This is a genomic window from Streptosporangium sp. NBC_01810 (assembly GCF_035917355.1).
Lineage (GTDB): Bacteria > Actinomycetota > Actinomycetes > Streptosporangiales > Streptosporangiaceae > Streptosporangium.
Genome location: NZ_CP109070.1, coordinates 6822612 through 6845110 on the forward strand (window position 1 = coordinate 6822612; position 22499 = coordinate 6845110).

At 68.9% G+C, this 22499-nt stretch carries 19 protein-coding genes; 8 read left to right on the forward strand and 11 right to left on the reverse strand.

Annotated elements, in window-relative coordinates; translation table 11 throughout:
• Nucleotides 1–155: 155 nt before the first annotated feature.
• From OIE13_RS30815 to OIE13_RS30840, 6 genes are all read right to left on the reverse strand, one after another.
• Entirely contained in the window at nucleotides 156–1076 is a 921-nt protein-coding gene (locus OIE13_RS30815; RefSeq protein WP_326646215.1) for a zf-HC2 domain-containing protein, read from the reverse strand.
• A complete protein-coding gene (sigM, locus tag OIE13_RS30820; protein ID WP_326646214.1) occupies nucleotides 1066–1713 on the reverse strand; it encodes an RNA polymerase sigma factor SigM in 648 nt (215 codons plus the stop codon). The genes OIE13_RS30815 and sigM overlap by 11 nt, the downstream gene beginning before the upstream one ends.
• Nucleotides 1714–1827: 114 nt before the next feature.
• Nucleotides 1828–3354: a protein kinase family protein gene (locus OIE13_RS30825; RefSeq protein WP_326646213.1), complete on the reverse strand. Its 1527-nt coding sequence runs from the start codon at nucleotides 3352–3354 to the stop codon at nucleotides 1828–1830.
• A 195-nt stretch (nucleotides 3355–3549) separates the two neighbouring features.
• On the reverse strand, nucleotides 3550–5154 hold the full coding sequence (murJ, locus tag OIE13_RS30830; RefSeq protein ID WP_326646212.1) for a murein biosynthesis integral membrane protein MurJ: 1605 nt from the start codon (nucleotides 5152–5154) through the stop codon (nucleotides 3550–3552).
• A gap of 21 nt (nucleotides 5155–5175) precedes the next feature.
• Nucleotides 5176–7311, reverse strand: coding sequence for a DUF6049 family protein (locus tag OIE13_RS30835; protein WP_326646211.1), 2136 nt, complete (start codon nucleotides 7309–7311; stop codon nucleotides 5176–5178).
• Nucleotides 7312–7357: 46 nt separating this feature from the next.
• Nucleotides 7358–7879 carry an aminoacyl-tRNA deacylase gene (locus OIE13_RS30840; RefSeq protein ID WP_326646210.1) on the reverse strand — a complete coding sequence of 174 codons (522 nt, stop codon included), beginning with the start codon at nucleotides 7877–7879 and terminating at the stop codon, nucleotides 7358–7360.
• Nucleotides 7880–8039: 160 nt separating this feature from the next.
• Between OIE13_RS30840 and OIE13_RS30845 the strand changes: the two genes are divergently transcribed.
• The gene (locus OIE13_RS30845) at nucleotides 8040–9449 is read left to right on the forward strand and encodes a CCA tRNA nucleotidyltransferase (RefSeq protein WP_326646209.1); all 1410 of its coding nucleotides are present in this window, start codon (nucleotides 8040–8042) and stop codon (nucleotides 9447–9449) included.
• A 41-nt stretch (nucleotides 9450–9490) separates the two neighbouring features.
• Nucleotides 9491–10732, forward strand: a complete 1242-nt coding sequence (locus OIE13_RS30850) for an adenosylmethionine--8-amino-7-oxononanoate transaminase (protein ID WP_326646208.1) — start codon at nucleotides 9491–9493, stop codon at nucleotides 10730–10732.
• On the opposite strand, the gene OIE13_RS30855 is transcribed toward OIE13_RS30850, so the two are convergent.
• Entirely contained in the window at nucleotides 10686–11984 is a 1299-nt protein-coding gene (locus OIE13_RS30855; protein WP_326829082.1) for an MFS transporter, read from the reverse strand. The two genes, OIE13_RS30850 and OIE13_RS30855, sit on opposite strands and share 47 nt — an antisense overlap.
• A 136-nt stretch (nucleotides 11985–12120) precedes the next feature.
• Here OIE13_RS30855 and idi point away from each other — a divergent pair, with 136 nt between their 5' ends.
• Complete coding sequence (gene idi / locus OIE13_RS30860) at nucleotides 12121–12702, forward strand: isopentenyl-diphosphate Delta-isomerase (RefSeq protein ID WP_326646206.1); 582 nt, start codon at nucleotides 12121–12123, stop codon at nucleotides 12700–12702.
• A gap of 99 nt (nucleotides 12703–12801) precedes the next feature.
• On the opposite strand, the gene OIE13_RS30865 is transcribed toward idi, so the two are convergent.
• Both OIE13_RS30865 and OIE13_RS30870 read right to left on the reverse strand, forming a co-directional pair.
• Entirely contained in the window at nucleotides 12802–13881 is a 1080-nt protein-coding gene (locus OIE13_RS30865) for an inositol-3-phosphate synthase (protein ID WP_326646205.1), read from the reverse strand.
• Nucleotides 13882–13909: 28 nt separating this feature from the next.
• Complete coding sequence (locus OIE13_RS30870; protein WP_326646204.1) at nucleotides 13910–14578, reverse strand: PadR family transcriptional regulator; 669 nt, start codon at nucleotides 14576–14578, stop codon at nucleotides 13910–13912.
• Between the two features lie 640 nt (nucleotides 14579–15218).
• Here OIE13_RS30870 and OIE13_RS30875 point away from each other — a divergent pair.
• Genes OIE13_RS30875 through OIE13_RS30885 form a run of 3 tightly spaced genes read left to right on the forward strand, consistent with a single transcriptional unit; the run spans nucleotide 15219 to nucleotide 20445 of the window.
• Nucleotides 15219–17945: a transglycosylase domain-containing protein gene (locus tag OIE13_RS30875; protein WP_326829083.1), complete on the forward strand. Its 2727-nt coding sequence runs from the start codon at nucleotides 15219–15221 to the stop codon at nucleotides 17943–17945.
• Complete coding sequence (locus tag OIE13_RS30880) at nucleotides 17945–19252, forward strand: glycosyltransferase family 87 protein (protein ID WP_326646202.1); 1308 nt, start codon at nucleotides 17945–17947, stop codon at nucleotides 19250–19252. Before OIE13_RS30875 ends, OIE13_RS30880 begins: the two co-directional genes overlap by 1 nt.
• Before the next feature lie 59 nt (nucleotides 19253–19311).
• Nucleotides 19312–20445 carry a hypothetical protein gene (locus OIE13_RS30885; protein ID WP_326646201.1) on the forward strand — a complete coding sequence of 378 codons (1134 nt, stop codon included), beginning with the start codon at nucleotides 19312–19314 and terminating at the stop codon, nucleotides 20443–20445.
• Nucleotides 20446–20540: 95 nt separating this feature from the next.
• On the opposite strand, the gene OIE13_RS30890 is transcribed toward OIE13_RS30885, so the two are convergent.
• A complete protein-coding gene (locus OIE13_RS30890; protein WP_326646200.1) occupies nucleotides 20541–21299 on the reverse strand; it encodes a deoxyribonuclease IV in 759 nt (252 codons plus the stop codon).
• Nucleotides 21300–21393: 94 nt separating this feature from the next.
• Here OIE13_RS30890 and OIE13_RS30895 point away from each other — a divergent pair, with 94 nt between their 5' ends.
• Nucleotides 21394–21576 carry a hypothetical protein gene (locus tag OIE13_RS30895; protein WP_030919717.1) on the forward strand — a complete coding sequence of 61 codons (183 nt, stop codon included), beginning with the start codon at nucleotides 21394–21396 and terminating at the stop codon, nucleotides 21574–21576.
• Between the two features lie 40 nt (nucleotides 21577–21616).
• Here OIE13_RS30895 and OIE13_RS30900 read toward each other — a convergent pair whose 3' ends face one another.
• Nucleotides 21617–21892, reverse strand: coding sequence for a hypothetical protein (locus OIE13_RS30900; protein ID WP_326646199.1), 276 nt, complete (start codon nucleotides 21890–21892; stop codon nucleotides 21617–21619).
• 258 nt (nucleotides 21893–22150) lie between these two features.
• Between OIE13_RS30900 and rpsF the strand changes: the two genes are divergently transcribed.
• Nucleotides 22151–22441, forward strand: a complete 291-nt coding sequence (gene rpsF, locus OIE13_RS30905) for a 30S ribosomal protein S6 (protein WP_326646198.1) — start codon at nucleotides 22151–22153, stop codon at nucleotides 22439–22441.
• Nucleotides 22442–22499: the final 58 nt, after the last annotated feature.

The following is a 22499-nucleotide window of genomic DNA, read 5'->3' on the forward strand; positions in this document are numbered from 1 at the left end:
CTAGGCGCAGGTGATTCCCGCCCGGTGCGCCGAGGGATCCACCGGTGGAAAGGGAAGGCCCGGCATGGACGAATCCATGCCGGGCCTTCCCACGGAGGGCGAGGGCTCAGGCCGCGGATCACCCGCCGCCGATCACCCCCGGGCGCCCTCCCCGATCACTGCCAGCGTGCGAGTCCGGGCTTGCGCACGTCGTCGCACTGCGGGCCCACGACGTGGACACGCACGGTGTTCTTGGCCTGGTTCTGCCAGAAGAGCAGGATGTTGGCCTCCTGCCCGTTGTAGAACCCCTGGTCCACAGCGAAAGGCGACTTGCCGATCTCCGCCGAGACCTGCCGGACACACTTGTCGATCCCGGACTTGTCGGCCGTGCCGACGATGGTCGCGGGGCCGATGTAGTTGAGCAGCGAGCCGCGGAGCTCGGCGTCGGTGTAGTTCCAGTTGCTGTCGGTCAGCGCGTACTGGACCGTGTCCCTCGGCGCGGGCTGGGCGATGGGAGGCCCTGGATCCGGGCCGGACGCGGTGAGCGTCCCGGTCGCCAGCGCGGTCGCGCCGATCACCGCGGCCGCCACGCCCGCCGCCGCGGCGGCGGGCATCGCCCACCGGCGCCGCCGGGTCGCACCGCGACGTCTGGCCGGGCCTGCCGGGCTCGCCGGGCTCGCCGGGATCACAGTGCCGTCGTCGCCGACGATCCCCAGCCGCACGGCCGGCTCAGGTTCCTGCTCGGGGAGAGGAGAACTCTCCCAGGGCGCCGGTTCGGAAGGAGACCTCGTCTCCCACGGCGCGTCACGCATTATGTCGTCCCAGGCCGGTGCTTCCACCAGCCCCACTCCACCTCCACGGAAGCTCTCGGCCTCGGCGGCCAGCGCACGGTCGATCCTCAGCGCGACTCCCATCGGCATGGCCGGTGTGGGCGTCACCGCGAGCATCTCACGGACCGCTGCGAGGTCGGCGAGACTTTCACCACAGGGATCGCAGATCGCGAGATGCTCGCGTACCTGCATGGCCGTGGCGGCGTCGAGGAGCCCCTCGGCCAGTTCGGCCAAGATCTCCAGGTCGTAGTGCGTATCACCCGTCACGAAGTTGTGCTCCCTTCGCGGATGAGACGCGAGACAGGTCTGATCGGTTCCGTAAATGGGAAAGAATCGGGGCGAGTTTCGCCCGGCCACGCGCGCAGCGGCTCTTCACCGTGCCGCTGGGCACCTCCAGTACCTGGGCCGCGTCCTCGATCGAGTAGCCCATCATGTCCACGAGCACCAGCGCGGCGCGCTGGTCGGAGGGCAGCAGCTTCAGAGCCGCGGAGACCTCCATGGACACCTCGCGCTCGGCCGTCTGGTCGAGCACCGGGGTGTCACGCTCCGCGGCCTCGACGAGCTCGTCGTCGGCCACCGGGCGTACCGATTTCCTGCGCATGCGGTCGAGGCAGGCGTTGACCACGATGCGGTGGAGCCACGTGGTCACCGCCGCCTCGCCGCGGAAGCTCCCGGCCTTGCGGTAGGCCGAGACGAAGGCGTCCTGAACGGCGTCGGCCGCCTCGTCGGGGTCGCCCAGCGTGCGCAGGGCGACCGCCCACATGCGGTCTCGATGTCGCTTGACTATCTCACTGAAGGCGTGCGGATCCCCGGCGATGTGCCGGGTGAGCAGGTCGGCGTCGGACACGGGGGCCTTCGCCGTCTGCTGGTCCGCCGCTGGCGGGGTCTCGGGTGGGGAATTCACAAGGAGAGTCCTGCTATACCGGTCCGGGGAGAACACCACTACGGGATAGATGGTGCCACGGATTCTCCGATGATCTGCAATAAGCCACGTAAAACAGATCAAATCGCACTGGTGTCACTTGGTCGTGAGGACCTTTATCTCCTGCACCTGGCCGCGGAACCTCCCCTGGTAGGTGGGCATCTTGGTGAACCAGACGAGCACGTAGCGGCCCTTCTTCGGGTCCTCCGCGGTGTACGTCTTCTTGCCGGAGAGCCCGCTGAACTTCTCGACCACGGCCAGGGCGTCGAGGTCGGCCGAGTCACCGACCCTGAGCTCCGCGGCGCCGCCCGAGGTGCCACCGAAATCGATCGAGACCTGCCTGACCGGGATGCCCTCGCCCATGTCCAGCAGCAGGCCGACACCGTTCTTGAGCCGCCCGAAGTCGGCGGAGTCGTACGTCTCGGAGTGCCAGTCGGTGGACTCCTTGCCGTCGACCGCGCCCGAGGCCCACCTGCTGCCCTCCTCCTTGTCACCCAGCGGGTCGAAGCCGATGACCGATGAGGGTTTCACCTCGCGGGTGGCGGTGGCCACGGTCGGCGTGGGAGTGCTGCCCTGCTCGCCGGTGACCGGGGTGCCGGCGTTGCCGATGCTGCGGCCGAGCGTCCAGGCGCCCAGGCCGACGGCCGCCATCACCAGCAGCACGACGACGGTCATGGCGACCTTGTTGAGCATCCCGCCACCCGCCTGGCGGGGCATCGGACGGGGCTGGTGATGGTGATGGTGCTGGGGAGGGGGCGTGTGGCGCTGGGGCGCCGCGGTGTCGATGCCCTCGGAGCGGGAGGAGGCCACCGGCAGCGCCGTCATGGGCATCGGCGTCGGCATCGGCAGGGGGCTGGGCCGCGACACCGAGGCCAGGGCCTCGGCGAGCTCGGCGGGTGTGGTCAGCGGGGCGGCCCCGCGCCTGGTCTCCGGCAGTATCGTCCGGCAGACGATGGTGTCGAGATAGCCGGGAACCCCCGCGGTGACCTGGCGCGGCGTGCAGAAGTGCCCGTCGTTCATGGGTGCGACGGGCAGGCCGCCGCTGTCGTGCTCCTCACCCGGCCAGTGGCCGGTCAGCCCGGCGTACAGCAGGCGACCGAGACCCTCGGCATCCTCGCGGGCCCCGTCGTCGCAGGTCACGTCGTCCAGGACGGCGTCGACCCCCAGGCCGAGCAGCTTGACCGTGCTGCCTGCGGTCCACACCAGGTGCTCGGGGGTCAGGCGGAGATGGGCGAGGTTCGCCTCGTGCGCGTGTGCCAGCGCCTCGGCGGCCTCGGCGACCATCGCGGCGGCCCGCTCGGGGTCGAGCGGGCCACCCGCGATCATGTCGCCGAAGGTCTCACCGCTCACCCACTCGCTGACCACGTAGGAGTGGCCGTCGTCCTCGGTCGCGTCGAAGACCTGGGTGAGACGGGGATCGGTCAACCGGCTGGCCACCCGGGCCGCCGTGACGACCTCGTTCAGGCGTGGGAAGCCGGGGTCGAAGGTGTGGACGGCGACGGGCCGGGCGAGCACCTCGTCGATGGCCTTCCACAGCGTGGCACCCCCAGACTCGTGAACGCGGTCTTCGAGCCGGAAGCGCTCGGCCAGCTTGGTGCCGGGCTCGACGGTGGGAGAACTCATGAGGACTCCGAAACTGAGAACACGACAGCACCACGCCAGGTCGGCACATCAAGACACATCACATGATGCCGGGTGGATCCGCCCACGCCCTCCTGCTTCCATTAGCCGCATGTCACCACACGTGTCGCACCATGGTAGTCCCGCGCCGGTTCCGCCCGTGTTCGCCTTGTCAGACGTTTGAGACAAGTCTTTGGGTTACCGGCCTACCCGTCCTGCCACCATTCCAACGATCGAACTCACTTCGGGGATGCGCATCCGGTGGGCGATCGCCAAGTAAAGAACCATACCGAGTCCGCCGCCCGCCGCCAGCATGATGGCGGCGCTCAGCGCGTCCAGCCCGGTGAGTTCCTGCGTGACCCAGAGCACGCCGAGCGCCAGCGCCGCCGCGGGAAGCGCGGCCAGGTACATCCGGGACAGCCCGGCGGCCACCCTGCGCCCTCCCAGGCCCTGCACCCGGCGCGAGGCCAGGGTCCAGGCGACCGCGACGCCGACCATGTAGGAGACGGTGAACGCGGCGGCCAGGCCCATCAGGATGTACCGCGCGGGCAGGGCGAAGTAGGCGACGACGCTGAGCGTGGCGTTCACCGTCACGTTGCAGAGGGCGAGGAAGGCCGGGGTGCGGGTGTCGCCGAAGGAGTAGAAGACCCGCAACAGCAGCTGGAAGATCGAGAACGGGACCAGCGCCAGCCCGAAGATCTGCAGCACGTTGCCGATGTAGACCGCCGAGTCGACGGTCATGTTGCCCCATGAGAAGATCAGCACGGTCACCGCGGGACCGAGCACCATCAGCAGCAGCCCGGCGGGCACCAGCAGCATCGAAACCAGCCGCACTCCCGAGGAGAACTCCTCCCTGACCGTGTCCAGATTCCCGTCGGCCACGCCCCTGCTCATCCTGGGCAGCATGGCGGTGATCACCGAGACCGCGATGATCCCGTACGGGAGCTGGAAGAACTGGTAGGCGTAGGAGTAGGCGGCGTTTCCCGCGCCGGGCGCACGCTCGCCCGCGCCGGTCGCCAGCTTGGTGGTGACCAGGAAGCCCAGCTGGCTGATCCCCACGTAGGCGAAGGTCCAGACCGCGGTCCTGCCCATCTCGCCGAGCCCGGCGTTGCGCAGGTCGAACCTGGGCCGGAAGCGGAAGCCGACCCGGTGCAGCGAGATGACCAGCACCGTGCACTGGGCCACGATGCCCGCGGTGGTGCCGAGCCCGAGCAGCGCCAGGTCGGAGTCGGTGACCGTGTTGACGTCGGTGCCCGCCTTGCCCAGCTTCACGTAGTAGACGATCGCGACGCCGATCATTACGACGTTGTTCAGCACCGGCGCCCACATCGGCGCGGCGAACCTGTCACGGGTGTTGAGGATCGCACCGGCGATCGCGCCGATCCCGAAGAAGGCGATCTGCGGCAGGATGAACTGGGCCAGCCTGACTGCCACCTCGGTCTGCCTGGGGCCCCAGTCGGTGCTGTAGAGGCTGATCAGTGGTCCGGCCAGTGCCACCGCGACCAGCGCCAGCAGAGTCAGCGTGACGACCCCGAGCGTCATCAGCCGCTGCTCGTAGGCCTGGCCGCCGTCGGGGTCGGACTTCTGCCGCCGGATGATCATCGGGACCACGACGCTGCTCAGGATCCCGCCGATGAGCAGGTCGAACAGGATGAGCGGGATCGTGTAGGCCACGCTGTAGGCGTCGCCCAGGGCGAAGGTCCCGATGGCCGCGGCGAGCACCGCCGTCCGGACGAACCCGGTGACGCGGGAGACCATCGTTCCCGCCGCCATGATCGCGCTCGCACGCAGAACCCTGCTCATGCGCCATTCCTCCGCTGGGTGTCAGGACTCGGTGCCGGCCGGCTCGCGATCGCGCTTCGGCGGGGGAGCGGCCGCGGGGCGGCGGCCTCCCCGCCGGCGCAGCACGCGCATGACGACGGCGGCCAGCATCACCACGAGGGCCGCCCCCACGATCACCAGGGCGACCCCGGTGTATCCGGTGGTCCGCACGGTCAGCTCGACCGGCTTGCCGTACTTGCGGCCGTCTTCGGTGGTGAGCTGGACCGTCACGGTGGTCTGACCACTGGCGGTCGAGGTCATCGGGATCCGGATGGTCTGGTTCTGGCCGCCGAGGATCATCAGCTGGTCCACGTACGGTTCGATCTTCAGTAGTTTGGGCTGGTCGGAGGTGACCTTGAGGCGGACCGCGACCCGGCTGGCCTCGCCGCTCAGCTCGTTGCGCACGCTGATCGGCACGTCGCCGTTGCTACCGGCCAGGGTGCGCAGGCGCGACTGCTCGCTGCCGGTGATGGAGACCATGGCGATCCGGCTGTCGATCGCCTCCGCGACCTGCTGGACGTACGGCGCCGCGGCGGCGGTCCTGCCGCGCCAGGCCGAAGAGGTCAGGCGGAGCAGCGCCAGGTCGAAGACGTCGAGATCCTGGGCGGTGGTGATCGCGGCGGTCAGGTCGGCGCGGGCGCCGACCTTCTTGACGCCCGTCAGGTACTGCTTGCTGAGCTCCATCCGCCGGTTCTGGTCGGTGTAGGTCAGGTCGGCCCGCGGTGTCGGGGCACCCTTGCCGTGCTTGACCGCGTCGAGCCCGACGGGCAGCAACCAGGGCAGGGTGGCGGCCGTCTCGATCAGGTTGGTCACGTACCCGGGGTCGGGGTCCCAGCGGCGGTGTGGGAGGGCGATCACGGTCCTGGCCGCGGTGACGGGCTCCGAGCTGATCATCGCCGTCTCCGCGATGAACCGCTGGCGGTTCATCAGCGCCGAGCCGGGGGCGGAGGTGTCCGCGCCAACGGTCTCGCTCAGTCTCGCGTCGGCGACCAGGGCGGTGACCGGGCCGTTCACGCTCTCCAGGGCCGCCGAGGCGTCGGGGGTGGTGACCGGGGGCGTCACCGGCGGCAGGTTCAGCACGTTCAGCAACACGGTGTCGACGCCGCCGGTGGCCAGCAGGTCCAGCCCGTCGTAGTCGATCAGACCGCCCAGCGGCCAGTTCACATTGGTGATCACATCGCGGCCGAGGGTCTCCTTGCCGACGATCCTGGCCGCGTTGATGCCGGTCGCGGCGGCGTTGTCGACGCCGTTGTGGGCGAGGGCCGCCACGTCGGGGTCGCCGTAGGGGGTGGCCACCACGGGGTGGTCCGCCACGGCCTCGCGGAAGTCGCTCAGCCACTGGGCGGTCGCGGGGGTCGCGGGACGCTGCTGGGTGCGGTTCTTGGATCTGACCGCGTGCGGCCTGCCCATGGCCCGCGCGTCGTCGAGCAGCGCGGGATCGACCACCCAGGTGAGGCCCTTGGCCGAGGAGGTGTCCTGGGCGATCTTGAGCAGGTCGCCGAGGCGCTTGCCGGGGGCCATGGCCGCGGGCAGCGCCTCGTCCGCGAAGACGCCGTCACCGCTCCGGCGCGGCTGGTCGACGATGGGCAGCACCGTGGCGAGCCGGGTGCGGACCACCCCGGTCTCCTGGGGCATGTAGGTCACCAGGGTCCGCAGGGTGGCGACCTGCTGCCCGTAGGCGTCGCGCACCTCGATCATGATCGGGTAGACGCCGAAGCGGGAGAACTTCAGACCCCCCGGAGTGAAGGCGAACTGCCACGGGAGCTTTCCCGCCGGCGCGATCGGCGCCTGGACGAAACTCTCGCAGCACCATGAACTCAGCTGGGGGATCTGCCCGGCCAGGTAGGCGTCCATCTCGCCACGCTGGGCGAACGGCTGCGGCGAGAACTGCATCCGGATGCGCAGCCCGCTCATGGCCTCGGTGCCCGAGTTGACCAGCGATCCGGAGATCTTGATCTCGGTGGTCGGTTCACGGGGGGCGTCGGGGCCGATGGCCTCCATCACGATCTGGAGACTCAGCCGGCTCGCCGCGGTCGTCTGCGCGGTCGTCTGCGCGTTCGCCGTACCGGAAACGACCACGGCCGCGGGCAGGAGCAGCGTGGTGGCTAGCAGGGCGAGCAGCGTGACCTTGCGGATCACGTGCCGGCCAGGGGTCGAGTACGGCGCACGCCCGCAATGTTATGGCCTAACCGGCGAGGGGAAAGGTCGCGGCTTCCCGCTGGGAACCCTGGCGGGTCAGATCGACGATCCTGCCCGAGACCAGTGTGAGCAGGTGGTCGGCACGGATCAGGAGTGCCGTGTGACGCTCCCCGGTGGGAACGTATACGGGTGTGGCGATGCCGGTGAGCCGCTCGTCCACCAGCACGGTCAGCGTGGCGGGCAGCAGCAGCGGGCAGACCAGGCCCGAGGCGTAGTCGGTGGCGGAGTTGACGGTGAAGGCCGAGGCCGGCCGGACCCGCCGCGCGCCCAGGATGCCGCCGATCAGGCCGGGGCGCGGAGGGGAACCGACGGAGGTGACGATCGCCACGGGCTCGCGGGCCATTCGCGTCGTGACCTCGTAGATCGTGACCGCCACGCAGATCTCGGGGCTCGCGGAAAGCATCTCGGGCAGTTCGTCCGAGCATGTCATCGCGCGCGGAAGGCGTACGATCTCATGATGGACCTGGTGTGCGAGGAGCCGGCGGTGGATCGCGAGCGCATCCTTCATGTGTGTGCTCCTTGCCTCGACGCACGGCCCCCGAGGTTCTCCTGACTGACCGTAACCTGGTGATCGCTTCAGGTGTATTCCCGCAGGGGAACATGTTCCGTAACCGAAGGACCTACCCGGCTTGTCCCTTTCAAATCTGACCCAGAGCCAGCGCCACGGCATGAGCGAGCTGTTCCGGAAGATCGCTCCTGTGGCGGACGAGCTTGGTGAGCTGTTCGCCGCCAAGGGTTACCAGATCGCCCTCGTCGGCGGCTCCGTACGCGATGTCTTCCTGGGCAGGATCGGCAACGACCTCGATCTGACCACGGACGCGAGGCCCGAGACGGTCCTGGAGCTCGTCCGCGACTGGGCCGACTCCATCTGGACGATCGGCATCGACTTCGGCACCGTCGGCGTCCGCAGGGACGGGTGGCTGCTGGAGATCACCACCTACCGCAGCGAGTCGTACGATCCCAAGTCGCGCAAGCCCGACGTCGCCTACGGTGAAACGCTGGAGGGCGACCTGGCCCGGCGTGACTTCGCGATCAACGCGATGGCGCTGCGCCTGCCGTCCCGCGAGTTCGTCGACCCGCACGGCGGCCTCGACGACCTGCACGCCAGGCTGCTGCGCACTCCCGGCCCCCCCGAGCGCTCCTTCGGCGACGACCCGCTGCGGATGCTGCGCGCCGCCAGGTTCGCCAGCCAGCTCGGTTTCGCCGTCGACGAGGCGGCGCTCGCCGCGATGGGCGCGATGGCCGACCGGATCGACATCGTCTCCGCCGAGCGCATCCGCGACGAGCTGGACAAGCTCGTCGGCGGCGATCACCCCCGCGAGGGGCTGAGGATCCTCGTCGAGTCGGGGCTCGCCGGCCACGTGCTGCCCGAGGTGCCCAGACTTCGCCTGGAGATCGACGAGCACCATCGGCACAAGGACGTCTACGAGCACTCGCTGATCGTGCTGGAGCAGGCGATCGACCTTGAGGAGAGCGGCCCCGACCGGGTCCTGCGCTGGGCCGCGCTGCTGCACGACGTGGGCAAGCCGAAGACCCGCCGCCACGAGTCCGGCGGCCGGGTCTCCTTCCACCACCACGAGGTGGTCGGCGCACAGCTCGCCAGGAAGCGGATGACGGAGCTGAAGTTCCCCAAGGACGTGGTGGCCGACGTCTCCCGCCTGGTGGAGCTGCATCTGCGCTTTCACGGGTACGGCACGGGCGAGTGGACCGACTCGGCCGTGCGCCGCTACGTCCGCGACGCCGGGCACCTGCTTGAGCGCCTGCACAAGCTGACCCGCGCCGACTGCACCACCCGCAACCGGCGCAAGGCCCAGGTCCTGTCGCGGACCTACGACCAGCTGGAGGAGCGCATCGCCCGGCTGGCCGAGGAGGAGGAGCTCGGCAAGATCCGCCCCGAGCTCGACGGCAACGAGATCCAGCAGATCCTCGGCGTCCCACCGGGACCGGTCGTGGGCCGCGCCTACAAATTCCTACTGGAGATGCGCCTGGACCAGGGGGTGCTCGGCAAGGAGGCCGCCGCGGACGCCCTCCGCGAGTGGGCGCGGGCCAACGTGCCGGACGCCGGGGTGAACCCCTGAGCGGGACCCCTGACCGGGCCGCGTCCACCGGCCCGGATGGCGTGATCCCGCACGGCCGCGTCGCCGCACTCGACCGCGAGCACGTGTGGCACCCCTACGCGGCCTTGCCCCAGCCGGTGGCGCCGCACGTGGTCTCCCGCGCGGACGGGGTGCGGCTGACGCTCGCCGACGGGCGCGAGCTCATCGATGGCATGTCGTCGTGGTGGGCGGCCATCCACGGCTACAACCACCCCGGGCTCAACCGGGCGCTGAGAGAGCAGCTGGATGACATGGCGCACGTCATGTTCGGCGGGCTCACCCACGAGCCCGCCGTGCGGCTGGCCCGCAGGCTCGCCGCCATGACCGGTCTGCCGAAGGTGTTCCTCGCCGACTCGGGGTCGGTCGCCGTCGAGGTCGCGATCAAGATGGCGTTCCAGCTCACCGGCAGGGGGCGGCTGCTCACGGTCAGGGGCGGCTACCACGGCGACACCTTCGGGGCGATGTCGGTCTGCGACCCGGTCAACGGCATGCACCACCTGTTCTCCGGCGTGCTGCCCGAGCACGTGTTCGCCGACCGGCCGCCGCGCGAGTACGACGAGGTCTACGCGGCCCGGCTGGCGGACCTTATCGCCAGGCATGCCCACGAGCTGGCCGCGATCATCGTGGAGCCGGTGGTCCAGGGGGCGGGCGGCATGCACTTCTACCACCCGGCCTACCTGCGCCTGCTCCGTGAGCTGGCCGACGAGCACGGCGTCCTGCTGATCGCCGACGAGATCGCCACCGGATTCGGCAGGACCGGAGAGCTGTTCGGCTGCGACCACGCCGGGATCAGGCCCGACATCATGTGCCTGGGCAAGGCGTTGACCGGCGGTTACCTGTCGCTGGCCGCGACGCTGTGCACCGAGCGGGTGGCCCGGGGGGTCGGGGTGCTGATGCACGGGCCGACCTTCATGGGCAACCCGCTGGCCGCGGCGGTCGCGAACGCCTCCCTGGAGCTCCTGGAGGAACGCCCGTGGCGCGAGGAGGTCCGCCGGATCGAGGCCGGTCTTCTCACGGGCCTGGCGGGTGCCGCGGAGGCGCCGGGTGTGCGGGAGGTGCGGGTCCTCGGCGCGATCGGGGTGATCGAGACCCGCGAGCCCGTCGACGTCCCCGTCGTCCAGGACGTCGTCATGCGGCACGGCGTCTGGCTCCGCCCGTTCGGCCGCCTGCTCTACGCGATGCCGCCCTACGCGATCGGCGACGACGACCTGGAGACGGTCACGACGGCGATGACGGCAGCGGCTCGATCACTCGGGCAGGCGTGACGACCCGGTATGCCACCGCGCCCGCGAGATATCCGGCGGCGATGACCACCAGCACGAGCGTCGATCTGCCGTTCGGCGGGAGCAGCGCCGCCGCCAGGGCGGCGGCCAGCACGTAGCCGCCGTTGAAGAGCATGTCGTAGATGGAGAAGGCCCGGCCCAGGTAGGCGTCCTCGACGTCCCGCTGGACCGCGGTGTCGGCGCAGATCTTGATGCTCTGCCCGGCGATGCCGAGCACGAGGCCCGCGGCCGCGAACCCCCACTGCTGGAACGGCGCGCAGAGTGCGAACGTCAGCACTCCGGCGGTGACCAGCATGGCCGGGACCCACCGCTCGATGCCGAAGCGCTCGGTGGCCCAGGGCGTGACCAGGATGGCCAGGAAGTAGCCGAGCCCGGAGGTGGCGACCACGACGGAGACCGCGTTCAGCGCGTCCTCGGCGTTCTCGGCGAAGTAGTAGCGCGACAGCATCACGAGCATCGCCGTGCACATGCCGTACACGAAACGGTGGGTGGTCATCGCGCCCATCGCCGCGGCGGCGGCCCGGTGGCGGACGAGGTGCCGCGCGCCGTCGATCAGGCCGCTCAGCACGTGGCGCACCGCCTTGCGGGCCTGTGGCCGGTCGGGGTCGTAGGCGGGGCCGAGCAGCCGTCTGTCCATGGTCCTGGCGATGAGCGCGCTGAGCCCGAAGATGAGGCCGGAGACGACCAGCAGCACCGCTGTGCCCCGGTGGTCGGAGCCGAAGATCGCCCGGAGGAGGTAGCCGGCGCCCACGCCCACGAAGGTGAGCACGGTTCCCGAGGTCGGGGTGACCGCGTTGGCCACCATCAGCCGGTCGGCCGGTACGACGTGCGGCAGCGAGGCCCCCAGAGCGGCCAGGAAGAACCGGTTCACCCCGAGCACGCCGAGTGCGGCGGCGTAGAAGATCGCGTCAGGGGCGTCCGCGGCGACGAGCGCCGCGGTCGCGAGCAGCAGCAGCCCGCGGACCAGCGGCGCGATGACCAGGATCTGCCGCCGTGACCAGCGGTCGATGAACACCCCGGCGAAGGGGCCCAGGATCGAGTACGGCAGCAGCAGCACGGCCAGGCCGGCGGCGATCTCCACCGCGCTCGTGCTCTTCTCCGGGCTGAAGAACGCGAATCCGGCCACGGCGAACTGGAAGATCCCGTCGGAGAACTGCGAGACGAGACGAGTCCCGTACAGCCTCCGGAAGTCTCGACCTTCCAGGACCACGCGTAGGTCGGATATGAAAGACACCCGCTCACCCTATGTGGGACCACCCCCGGCGGGCATCGGGAACATCCCTGAATGTACAGGTGGGCATTACCGACCTTTACCTACGTATCGTCGAGTGGGGCGCGGTGAACCAACATGATCACGTACCCTCGGTCGAGTGACACCTGATGAACACGTTGTGCTCGTCGACACCGAGGGAAACGCGATCGGCACGGCGGCCAAGGCCACGGTGCACGGTCTCGACACTCCCCTCCACCTGGCCTTCTCCAGTTACGTGTTCGATGAGCAGGGGCAGGTGCTCCTGTCCCGACGCGCACTACACAAGATCACTTGGCCGGGGGTGTGGACCAACAGCTGTTGCGGCCACCCCCTGCCGGGCGAGCCGCTCGCCGAGGCGGTGACCCGCAGGCTCTCCCACGAGCTGGGTCTCGCGGCCGGCCAGGTCGACCTGCTTCTGCCACGTTTCTCCTACCGCGCGGTCATGGACGACGGCATCGTCGAGCGGGAGTTGTGCCCGGTCTATCGGGTGATCGCCGCCTCCGAGGTCGCCCCCAACCCCGACGAGGTCGAGGACGTGCGCTGGATGCCATGGAAGGAGTTCACCGACGGAGTGCTCAGCGACCGCCTGGCGATCTCCCCGTGGTGCCGTGAGCAGGTCCCCCAGCTGATCGAACTCGGCGTGGACCCGCTCGCCTGGCGGACCGCCGACCCCGCCGATCTCCCATCCGCCGCCCGCTGACTCAGGAGCCCCACGCAGACCCGCCGGCGATCCTCATACGGCGAGAGCCCCCGACCCGTCACCCGGGTCGGGGGCTCTCGCCGTATGCGGGCCGATCGGTCAGCGCTCGACCTCGCCGCGGATGAACCTCTCCACGTAGTCGCGCGCCTCGTCGTCGGAGTACTGCTCCGGCGGGGACTTCATGAAGTACGAGGAGGCCGACAGGATCGGCCCCGAGATACCCCGGTCAAGGGCGATCTTGGCGGCGCGGACCGCGTCGATGATGATGCCGGCGGAGTTGGGGGAGTCCCAGACCTCGAGTTTGTACTCCAGGTTGAGGGGGGTGTCGCCGAAGGACCTGCCCTCCAGGCGCACGTACGCCCACTTGCGGTCGTCAAGCCACGGCACGTGGTCGGAAGGACCGATGTGCACGTCTGCCTTCTGCATCTCGTGCGGGATCTGCGAGGTGACCGACTGGGTCTTGGAGATCTTCTTGGACTGCAGGCGCTTGCGCTCCAGCATGTTCATGAAGTCCATGTTGCCGCCGAAGTTCAGCTGGTACGTGCGGAGCAGCTCGACGCCGCGGTCCTCGAACAGCTTGGCCATCACGCGGTGCGTGATCGTCGCCCCGACCTGTGACTTGATGTCGTCACCGACGATCGGGACCCCGGCGTCGACGAACTTCTGGGCCCAGGTGGGGTCGGAGGCGATGAACACCGGCAGCGCGTTGACGAACGCGACCTTCGCGTCGAGGGCGCACTGGGCGTAGAAGCGGTCGGCCTCCTCCGAGCCCACCGGCAGGTAGGAGACGAGCACGTCGACCCTGCTGTCCTTGAGGATCTGGACGACGTCGACCGGTGCCTCGTCCGACTCCTCGACCATCTCCCGGTAGTACTCGCCCAGACCGTCGAAGGTGGGGCCGCGCTGCACCGTGACGCCCAGCGGCGGCACGTCGCAGATCTTGATCGTGTTGTTCTCCGAGGCCACGATCGCCTCGGACAGGTCGCGGCCGACCTTCTTGGCGTCGACGTCGAACGCCGCGACGAACTCGACGTCGCCGACGTGGTAGTCGCCGAACTTGACGTGCATCAGGCCCGGCACCCGGGCACCGGGGTCGGCGTCCCGGTAGTAGTGCACGCCCTGTACGAGCGACGTGGCGCAGTTGCCTACACCGACAATGGCTACGCGCACCGAACCCATGGCACTCGCTCCCCTTTGTTCTTTGTGGTCAGTTGTCTTCCGGGGTGGCAGGCCGCCCCGTCGTGCCCGTCCCGGGCTCGGGCGCCCGGGACGTCTCCTCCCGCGCAGGTCGCTGCTCCTCGTCCGGCGGCGACGCTCGCCGTTCGGTGGCGATCAGCTCATTCAACCAGCGCACTTCGCGTTCGACCGACTCCAGGCCGTGACGCTGGAGCTCAAGGGTGTAGCTGTCCAGGCGCTCGCGCGTGCGGGCCAGTGCCGTGCGCACGCCGTCCAGGCGTTCCTCAAGCCGGCTGCGCCGGCCCTCAAGGATGCGCAGGCGCACCTCCGCCTCGGTGTGCCTGAAGAAGGCGAAGTGCACACCGAAACTCTCGTCCTCCCAGGCCGAAGGGCCGGCCTGGGTGAGCAACTCGTGCAGGCGCTCCTTGCCCTCTGCGGTCAGCCTGTAGACGATCTTCGAGCGGCGGCCGGGGAGCGCGATGGGGCTGTCGGCGTTGGCCGCGGCGGCGTCGCCGTCTTCGATGATCAGTCCGTCGGTGAGCAACTGGCGGAGGCACGGATAGAGCGAGCCGTAGGAGAAAGCCCGGAACATGCCGAGCAGGGCGTTGAGCCGTTTGCGCAGCTCGTAGCCGTGGAGCGGGGTCTCGTGCAACGACCCGAGCACGGCCAGCTCCAGCACCCCGCCACGTCCGCCGGCCACCGGAAACCACCACCTCTCGCGTCGATGTATCGAACCGATACATCCACAGGATACGTCCATTCAACATAACCCTGCAATCGGCGACTTTCCCAAGAGGTTGGGAGCAAACAACAAAAAGCCGTAGTCTGACGCCTATGTGGTCACAACAGGCGGAGGTGGGGCACGACCCCCGCACGGCGTGGACCGCTTTTCAATACGGGGAATCCCACGTCAACGTGGGAGAGGTCTGCCAAGGTTGTTGTCGAAACCAGCTGACGATCTCGTTTGTCCTCGGGAACGGAGATCCACCCGAATGGGCCGGCTACCAGTGAGCCAAGACGGCGAGATCTCCGGCGATCAGGAGGTAGTCTCGCCCGCCTGCACGCCGTCGTAGACCCCGATGACCGAACGAGGACGCGTGAGTTACAGCCACAGCAATGACCCGGAGCCGAACGGGCGCCAGGAGGGCGCCGACGGGTCGGCTCGTCAGGGGCGGCGCCGTCGCTCAGGCCCAGGAGCCGCTCCCCGTGCAGTTCCCCCTTCACAAAACTCCCAAACCGGCGGCGCGGGCTGGGATCAACAGCAGGGTCGGCAGCCGCAGGGCACGGGGGCCGACAACCGGACCACGATGATGCCCCAGCCCGGTGGGATGCCTGGTGGGATGTCCGGTGGGATGCCCTACGCCGGTGGCGCGCCCCAGCACCCGGGGGCCCAACCCCGGCGCGGCGCGGGCGCTCCGGGCGAGATGCCCGCGCGCGAGCCCGGCCCGCAGGCAGGAGCGCCTCGGCGCGCCCCCGGGCCGCCCGACGGGATGCCTCCGCGAGAGCCCGAACACAGGGGCGGCGAGCTCCGTCGCCGTGACACCGACCCGACAGGCCGCCGGGCCGAGGCCGCGTTCGAGGACACCCAGGCGATGCTCGCCGCCCAGGCGGGAGCCGGTTCGAGATCCGGTGAGGGCGGCGCGCGCAGGCGCCGCGCCGGGCGCGGCGCGGGCGGTCCCGGAGGCAAGGAGGTCCCCCCGGGCCCGGGCGGGCCCGGAGGCCCCGGTGGGCCCGGTGGACGCGGTCCCGGTGATGGCGAGGACGAGCCCGAGACCAGGCGGTGGACGCGCTTCCTGCCCAACTGGAAGATCGTGATGGCCAGCTTCGTGGTCCTCAGCGCCGGTGTCTTCGGCATGATCGCGGTGGCCTACGCCAACACGCCCATTCCCGAGACCGCGCAGGCCGACGTGAACGACCAGGGCAGCGTGGTCTACTACCGGGACAAGAAGACCCCGATCGCGCGGCTCGGCGTCAAGCGCACCCCGGTGAAGATCAGCCAGATTCCCAAGCACGTCCAGGACGCGGTGATCGCCCTGGAGAACAAGAGCTTCCGCACCGACAGCGGCATCGACTTCGCCGGCATGGCCCGCTCGGTATGGAGCACGGTCAGCGGTGCCCAGCTCCAGGGCGCCTCGACCATCACCCAGCAGATGGCCCGCAACTACTACGACGGCCTCAGCCAGGAGGTCTCGGTACAGCGCAAGATCAAGGAAATCTTCGTCGCCGTCAAGATCAGCAAGACGCTGGAGAAGGACGAGATCCTTGAGCGCTACCTCAACCTCATCTACTTCGGCCGCAGCGCGTACGGCATCCAGGCCGCCTCGAAGGCGTTCTTCAACAAGAACGTCGGCCAGCTGACCCCGCAGGAGGGCGCCTACCTGGCCGGTCGGATCCAGAACCCCGACGCCTTCGACATCCAGGAGAAGGCCGGCAAATACGCCGCGACCAAGGAGCGCTTCACCGCCGCGCTCGGGAACATGGCGGAGATCGACCCCACCGCGTACGGCAAGTACGCGGGAAGCTCCTTCGAGGACCTGAAGTTCGCCAAGGTCAAGGTCTCGCAGACCTTCAAGGGGATCAAGGGCTACATGCTCAACATCGTCTTCCGGGAGCTCAAGGGGCGGGGCATCACCCAGGAGAAGCTGGAGACCGAGGGCTTCAAGGTCTACACCACCTTCGACAAGAAGATGATGGAGGAGGCGCAGAAGGCGGTGAAGGCCCGCACCGCCGGCCTGGAGTCGACCATTCACGCCAGTGTCGCCTCGGTGGATCCGAAGAACGGCCGGGTGCTCGCCTTCTACAGCGGCGACGACTTCGTCAACGACTTCAACAACCGCGCCTTCGACTCCACCAAGCAGGCGGCCTCGGCGTTCAAGCCCTATGTGCTCGCGGCCTGGCTGGAGAGCGGCAGGTCGCTCGACAGCTACGTCGACGGCATGGCCACGATCAAGATGCCCGGCACCACTCCGATCAGCAACTCGGGGAACACCGCGTTCGGGGTGATCAATATGATCAAGGCCATGGCCAGCTCGGTCAACACGGTCTTCGTGCAGATGGGTGAGGCCGTCACACTCTCCGAGGTGGCGAGGATCGCCAAGGAGGCGGGGGTCGGCGAGACCGCCAAGTACAACCCCTCCTACAAAGGCAAGAACGCGGTCGACTACGCGGTCGACGAGCAGAAGTACCAGGTCACCATCGGCAGCGCCTCGGTCACCGCGGTCGAGCAGGCCGCCGGTTACTCGATCTTCGCCAACGAGGGCAAGCACGTCGACTGGCACACTGTCACCAAGGTGACCAAGATCGACGGCTCCCCGGTGCTCGCGGAGCAGGCCGCGGTGCGGAATGTCATCAGCCCCGAGTCTGCGGCCGACGCGACGGTCGCGCTCCAGGCCGTGGTCAAGGGCGGCACCGGCGGTGCCGCCAACATCGGCTCACGGCCGGTGGCCGGCAAGACCGGCACGAACAACGGCTACAAGGACGCCTGGTTCGTCGGGTTCACCCCGCAGATCGTCACCGCGGTGGGCATGTCCAAGGACGTGCCCTACAACAAGCCGCGTGACGCCGAGGGAAGGCGCAAGCTCAAGGTCGACAAGTACGGCCTGCCGAACCGGAAGATCAAGGTCGTGCACTGGGACGAGGAGTCCATGCCCTCCTTCATCGGCGGCGGTGGCACCCCGACCCAGATCTGGCACGACTACATGCAGGCCGTGACCGCCAAGGACGAGGTCGTGCAGTTCCCGCCGAGGGCCAACGTCGGCTCGCAGAGCAACCTGGCCACGCCCAAGCCGACGCCCACCGCGACGCCGACGATGGAGGACAACCCGTTCCCCGACGACGACGGCGGCGACGGTGGCTGGCCCGACGACGGTGGCGGCGAGCCGGACAACCCCGACGGCCGTGAGTGCCTGCCCTGGGACGGTTCCTGCGACGTCGGTGACGACGGCTCGGTCGACGGTCCGCCGAACGGTGAGATCACCGAGAACGGTGCCCCCGGCGTGGTCGGGGCGCCCGGTGCCCCCGGCGCGGCGATCATGCCGACACCCACCGCGAACGGACGACGCCCCTGATGAAGAACCTCCTGTCGTCGCGGCGCTCGCTACCCGAGTTCGGCACCCGGGCCATCCCGTATGTGCCCCTGGCCCTGTTCGCGGGGCTGGGGGCGATCCTGGCCTGGTTCTGGAAGTGGCCGTGCCGCGTCGACGGGGCGTGGAACGACGGGACCCTGCAGTTCACGAACTTCTGTTACACCGACATCTATCCTCTGTGGTGGAACGAGAAGCTCAACGAGGGCAAGATCCCCTACTTCGACTACCCGGTCGAGTACCCCGTCGGTATCGGCGGGATCATGGAGTTCTTCCGCCGGATCGTCGCACCCCTGACCGACCAGGGGACGGCGTTCTACGACCTCACGGTCATCCTCATGGCGCTCTGCCTGGTCGTCGGCGTGCTGCTGATGGCCGCGCTGGCCGGTCCGGTCAGGCGCTGGGACGCGCTCTGGTACGCCTTGGCCCCCGGGCTGATCCTCACCGCGTACATCAACTGGGACCTGGCGGCGGGCGCCCTCGCGCTGGGTGCGCTGCTGGCCTGGTCGAAGCGGAAACACCTGCTCGCGGGTATTCTGCTCGGCCTGGCGATCGCCACCAAGTTCTACCCGCTGATGTTCCTCGGCCCGCTGTTCCTGCTGACACTGCGTACCGGCAGCTGGGTGCCGTTCCTCAAGATGCTCGGCGGCGTCGCGGGATCCTGGCTCGTCGTCAACGTGCCGATCATGGTGTTCGCCTTCGACGGCTGGAAGAGGTTCTACGTCTTCAGCCAGGAGCGGGGGGCCGACTGGGGCTCGCTCTGGTACTTCTTCAACCAGAAGCAATGGCCGATCCTCGGTGACGCCGAACTCGTCGACAGGCTGGGCGTCGTCTCCCTCGCCGGGTTCTGCCTGGCGATCGCCGTGCTCACCGTGACGGCCAGGACCCGCCCGCGCCTGATGCAGCTCTGCTTCCTCACCCTGGCCGCGTTCATGCTGACCAACAAGGTGTGGTCGCCGCAGTACGTGCTCTGGCTGATCCCCTTCGCGGTGCTGGCCAGGCCGAACTGGAAGCCGATCGCGCTCTGGCAGCTCGCCGAGTGCTGGTACTTCTTCGCGATCTGGCTCTATCTGGTCGGTATCCAGCCGGGCAACGAGGCGCTGGGCATCGCCGGCGACACCTACTTCACCGCGGTGTGGGCCCGCGCGATCACCATTCTGATCATGATGGCGTTCGTGGTGAGGGACATCCTCGTCCCCGACAAGGACGTGCTTCGCCAGGACGGGACCGACGACCGGGCGGGCGGCGTCTTCGACGGCGCACCCGACCGTTTCCGGCTCGCGCTCTCCTAGCGCCGGGAAACGGCGTGAGTCTGGCGGCCGGTCGAGATGATCCGCGACAATCCCAATTTGTGATCAATCCTGTCGAGCCCCCGCGCGACACCGCGAAGGAAGGGCTGCTGCTCTGGCTGGCCTCCAGGCTGGGAATCGTCGCACTGGTCGTCGTCGGCACCCAGGCGATGATGGAGGGGGACGCGGTTCCGCCGCCGTTCCTGGAGCGCTGGAAGCACTGGGACGCCGGCCTCCTGGCCACCATCGCCGAGCACGGTTACGGTGGTGCCCCCGGCAGCGAGCCTGACGAGGGGCTGCCCGCCTTCTTCCCCGGGATGCCCCTGGCGCTCCGCGCGGTGCACCTCGTGGTCGGCGACTGGACGGTCGCCGGGCTGCTGATCTCCTTCGTGGCCGGCGCCGTCGCGATGATGGCGCTCGCCAGGCTGGCCGAGTTCGAGGGGCCGCCGGGGACCGGCCGGCGCGCGGTGCTGGCGCTGCTGCTCTGGCCGATGGCGGTGTTCCTGTTCGCGGGCTACAGCGAGTCGCTCTTCCTGGCATTCGCCGTCCCCGCCTGGCTCGCGGCGCGCAGGGGACGCTGGCCGCTCGCCGCGGCCCTGGCGGCGGGCGCCTCCTGTGTGCGCATCACCGGCCTGTTCCTCGCCCTCGCGCTGATCGTGGAGTTCTTCGCCCGGCGGCGGCCCGTACGGCAGCTCGTGCGGCAGGCCGGCTGGCTGGCGCTCCCGTTCGTGCCGCTGGTGCTCTACTCCGCCTACCAGCACTCCCGCACCGGCGACTGGCTGGCCTGGAAGAGCGCACAGGAGGCCGGCTGGGGCCGGCACATGGTGTGGCCCTGGGAGTCGCTGATCACGACCTGGAACTCGGCAATGGGCGAGGGGCGGTTCGCCTGGGCGTTCCGGCTTGAGATCGCGGGGGCGATCGTCGGGGTCGTGCTCGTACTGGTCCTGCTCTACCTGCGGAGGTGGAGCGAGTTCGTCTACGTGGGGCTCCAGGTGGGTGCCCTGCTCTGCTCCGCCTACTACCTGTCGGTTCCGCGCTCGGCGCTGCTGTGGTGGCCGCTCTTCATCCTGATCGCGAAAGCGAGCGGCGGGCAGGCACCGTGGCGGCAGTGGATCATCGTCGTCTATGCCCTGGTGGTGGGCCCGCTGATGGTCCTCAACGCGCTGATCTTCGCCGACGGCGCCTGGGTGGGCTGAGCGTCGGGAGCAGCTCCTTACCCATTTCCGAGGAAAAGTAATCCCACCAAGTTATCCACAGGCTGTGGACGGACTCTCCCGTCCAAGGTTTCGCGCTAGAGCTTCGACCTGAGAAAGGCGATGTCGGCGGCCTGGCCGTCAAAGGGTGTCTCCACCACGATCGGCGCGTTCGCGCTCCGGCACACGCTCAGGATGAGCTCGGGGTCGATCTGGCCCGCTCCGAGGCTCGCGTGCCGGTCGGCGCCGGAGTCGAAGGCGTCGCGAGAGTCGTTGCAGTGGATCAGGTCGATCCTGCCGGTGATCGCCATGACCCGCTCGACCACGTCCACCAGATCCTCGCCGCCCGCGTGGGCGTGGCAGGTGTCGAGGCAGAAGCCCACATCGAAGCCGTCGAGCACGTCCCAGAGCCGGGCGATGCGCTCAAGCTTGCGCGCCATCGCGTTGCCGCCGCCCGCGGTGTTCTCGATGAGCACGGGGATCCGGTGCTCCTCCAGGCGCTCGAACACCTTGCGCCAGTTGTCGAAGCCCTTCTGCGGGTCGTCTCCGGCCCCCACGTGCCCGCCGTGGACGATCAGCCCCCTGGCGCCGAGCTCGGCCGCCGCGGCGAGATGCGAGCCGAGCAGCTTGCGGCTGGGGATGCGGACCCGGTTGTTGGCGGTCGCCACGTTGATCACATAGGGGGCGTGGACGTAGACCTGCACGTCCGAATCCTTGATCTCCAAGGTCTTCTCACCGATGACCGGCCCCTTCCAGCCCTGCGGGTCACCGAGGAAGAACTGCACGACCTCGGCGCCGCGCGCCCTGGCGTGCGCCAGCGGGTCGTCCTGGTCGACATGAGCTCCGATAAGCGGCATGTATCCGAGCCTAGCCGTTTCAACGGCGAGGCCCTGGGCAGTCGCAGGTCGCGCCCTACCACCCACCCCCACGGGCCGAACACAAGGAGTCCACGTGGCCTACTACCGCAGAGGGATCAGTCTCATCGGCCTCATCTACATTCTGGTCGGCCTCTACGTCGCCTGGGTGTACGACTACATCACTCCCGCGCTCCTGAAGGACGTCGCCGAAGCTCTGCTGGCGGTCTTCCTGTGGTTCCTCGTCCTGCTCGGCGTGGACCTGCGCCTGAATGGTTAGCCGTCCCGGTGCCGGGGCGGCCCTCGCCTGATTCGGGGCCTCACGGGAGGAAGCCTCCGTGATAGATGCCGAAGGCCACACCGACGAACGAGGCCACGATGCCCACGATGTTCAGCGCGCGCTCCGGCGTCGTCGCGGAGACGTACTGCGAGTAGAGGCCCCCGCAGAATCCCAGCACCCCCGCCCACGACGCGACGACATGCGCGGAGGGGATCAGCCCGGTGGCGAAGGCGAGCAGCCCGCAGCCGATCGTGACGACGCTCAGCACGTTCTCGACCTTGTGACGACGTCCGTCGGTGTTCAGCGTGAACCGCAAGGGCCTGTTCCGGGCATGTCCATGAGCACGAGGCATTTTCACCGCCTCCTCTTTCTCCTGCGACAGGACGTGCCCGGCGAGGCGACGGCCCAACCCTTGACGGACTGGTACGCTGGCACGGCTACGTCGAATGGGTGTGTTATCGCCCACCCTCCACCCCGAGCGCCGAAATGGGCGCCCGAGGTGAAGCACGTCAGCGTCCTCCTGTCACGGCACGGTGTCGTGACCGCAATAGTCCAGAGGAGGTTGGAAGTCAGCATGCGCCGTTACGAAATGATGGTCATTCTTGACCCCTCGCTCGATGAGCGTACGGTCGCCCCTTCCCTCGACCAGTTCCTCACGGTCGTCCGCAACGACGGCGGCACCGTGGAGAAGGTCGACGTGTGGGGTCGCCGCAGGCTGTCCTACGACATCGCGAAGAAGCCCGAGGGCATCTACGCCGTCATCGACCTGAGCGCCGAGCCCGCCACGGTCAAGGAGCTCGACCGGCAGATGAACCTCAACGAGGGAATCCTGCGCACCAAGGTTCTCCGCCCGGACGTGCACTAACTCCCGGCATTTTGTCGGACGGCAGCCGTACTCTGAGCCGATAACCAGCGAAGGCCGC

Bases quoted from the DNA above. Each gene is read 5' to 3' on its own strand.
- OIE13_RS30865 (WP_326646205.1), bottom strand. From the start codon at position 13,881: ATGGGTTCGGTGCGCGTAGCCATTGTCGGTGTAGGCAACTGCGCCACG.
- murJ (WP_326646212.1), bottom strand. From the start codon at position 5,154: ATGAGCAGGGTTCTGCGTGCGAGCGCGATCATGGCGGCGGGAACGATG.
- OIE13_RS30890 (WP_326646200.1), bottom strand. From the start codon at position 21,299: ATGCCGCTTATCGGAGCTCATGTCGACCAGGACGACCCGCTGGCGCAC.
- rpsF (WP_326646198.1), top strand. From the start codon at position 22,151: ATGCGCCGTTACGAAATGATGGTCATTCTTGACCCCTCGCTCGATGAG.
- OIE13_RS30840 (WP_326646210.1), bottom strand. From the start codon at position 7,879: ATGAAGGATGCGCTCGCGATCCACCGCCGGCTCCTCGCACACCAGGTC.
- OIE13_RS30875 (WP_326829083.1), top strand. From the start codon at position 15,219: ATGTCCGGTGGGATGCCCTACGCCGGTGGCGCGCCCCAGCACCCGGGG.
- OIE13_RS30845 (WP_326646209.1), top strand. From the start codon at position 8,040: ATGAGCGAGCTGTTCCGGAAGATCGCTCCTGTGGCGGACGAGCTTGGT.
- OIE13_RS30825 (WP_326646213.1), bottom strand. From the start codon at position 3,354: ATGAGTTCTCCCACCGTCGAGCCCGGCACCAAGCTGGCCGAGCGCTTC.
- OIE13_RS30880 (WP_326646202.1), top strand. From the start codon at position 17,945: ATGAAGAACCTCCTGTCGTCGCGGCGCTCGCTACCCGAGTTCGGCACC.